Below are 790 nucleotides of genomic sequence, written 5' to 3'. Positions count from 1 at the left end.
TAGCTTTGGTAGCTTTGGTGTTAAAGGGGCTATTAAAAGCGAAGGCCACATAACGTGACCTTGGGTGTGGCTATATAGCGAGATGACTGAGTTTCTTTTAAGTCATCGCACTATTTTTGTTGTTGGCTTAGCATTTGGAATCCGCCACCATTATAGGTGTTAGTATAGCCAGCACTGATCAGTGCTTCATTAGCAATACCGCTACGACGACCACTGCGGCAGTAAACCACCACTGACTTGTCTTTAGCAATTTTTCTATCGGCAAATACGGTCGTTATCTGCTCAAAAGGAATATTGATAGCATTGGGTAGATGACCCTGCTCAAACTCTTCTGCGGTTCGCACATCGACAACTAAAGCGCCAGCATCAATTTTTTGCCAAGCTTGCTCAACATTTTGATCTGCCGCAAATGCAAGTTTGCTAAACATAAATAGCAAAGCCGCTACTACCACAAAAACAATGGCATTTGATTTTAGAGACTGTAGTCTAAGCATCTTACTCATCAATTTTCCTTTTTATAATAATTTAGAACTGGTTGATAGAGTATTATACCAATCAGAATAAGAAGTTTATCTACTCAGAGTGCTTTTTTTGTGAGCTAATCCAAAGTGCGTAATGACATAATGCGCGTGCCATTATGAGTTTCTCTAACGCAGAAGTAGTAGCTAAAAAACTCCAGACAAGCGAGTTTTAGCGATTATGATTCTGCGTTAAAGGGTTTGAACTTAGTTTCACTATGCTCTTCACTTATCTCAAAACCGCCTAACTCTGGCTGAGCGATCAAATCTTT

Annotated in this window: 1 protein-coding gene; it reads right to left on the bottom strand. The window is 40.0% G+C overall.

Annotated elements, in window-relative coordinates:
• Positions 1-110 precede the first annotated feature (110 nt).
• Positions 111-503, bottom strand: a complete 393-nt coding sequence (locus AB4238_RS22420; protein WP_372035852.1) for a rhodanese-like domain-containing protein — start codon at positions 501-503, stop codon at positions 111-113.
• Between the last annotated feature and the right edge of the window lie 287 nt (positions 504-790).

This window comes from Shewanella sp. 10N.286.45.A1 (assembly GCF_041470405.1).
Lineage (GTDB): Bacteria > Pseudomonadota > Gammaproteobacteria > Enterobacterales > Shewanellaceae > Shewanella.
This window is presented reverse-complemented; position numbering and strand designations above follow the sequence as displayed.

Excerpts from the sequence above, each read along its gene's own strand:
- AB4238_RS22420 (WP_372035852.1), bottom strand. The coding sequence starts at position 503 with ATGAGTAAGATGCTTAGACTACAGTCTCTAAAATCAAATGCCATTGTT.